This is a genomic window from Thauera phenylacetica B4P, from assembly GCF_000310225.1.
Taxonomy (GTDB): Bacteria; Pseudomonadota; Gammaproteobacteria; order Burkholderiales; family Rhodocyclaceae; genus Thauera; species Thauera phenylacetica.
On sequence record NZ_AMXF01000558.1, the window covers coordinates 1 to 690 of the forward strand.

The following is a 690-nucleotide window of genomic DNA, read 5'->3' on the forward strand; positions in this document are numbered from 1 at the left end:
CGGCCGCGCCGGGTGCAGGCGCAGGCGCAGGCCCTCGCCCCGCGGCGCGAGCCGGACCTCTGCGGCGCGCTCCAGGCGAGCGCGCTCCAGGCCCTCGCCGATCGACGCCACGAGGTGCACTTCATCCCCGCCCCAGCGCATCACCGCCTCGCCCTGCCAGCACAGCCCCTGCGGCGCGGGCGGCTGCGCCGGCTCCACCCACACGCGGTCGCGGTAGGCGCAGCACGCCCAGGCGCCGAGCGGCAGGCGCAAGGGGTGGGCGGGATCGCACGCGCGCAGCTGGCGCAGGGCCTCGCCGAGCGGCAAGGAGCCGGGCAAGGGCGCACCGGACCCGCGCAGCAGCCAGCGCAGCAGGTTGACCTGGCGCGCCGCACTCAGCGCGAGGAAGCCTGCGCGGCGCAGTACGACGAAGCCCGCGCCGCGCAGCGCAGGCACACCGCAGGCCGCGGCATCGATCGCGGCCAGCTCGCCGAGCAGCACGTCGGCCTCGGCGAAATGCGCGGCAGCGCGCGCCAGCGTGGGCACCGCCGCGGGGAAGAGGTCCTCCGCCACCGGCAGCAGGCGCTGGCGCAGGGCGTTGCGGGCGAAGCGCAGCTCGGCGTTGCTCTCGTCCTCCACCCAGGCGAGGCCGTGCGCGCGCGCCCACCCGAGCAGCTGCGCACGGCGCAGGCCGAGGAGCGGGCGCAGCCG

1 protein-coding gene is annotated in these 690 nt (G+C 78.6%); it reads right to left on the reverse strand.

From position 1 onward, the window contains the following. Window positions 1-690: PP-loop family protein (locus C667_RS23670; RefSeq protein WP_004391696.1), on the reverse strand; the 690-nt coding region annotated here is incomplete at both ends.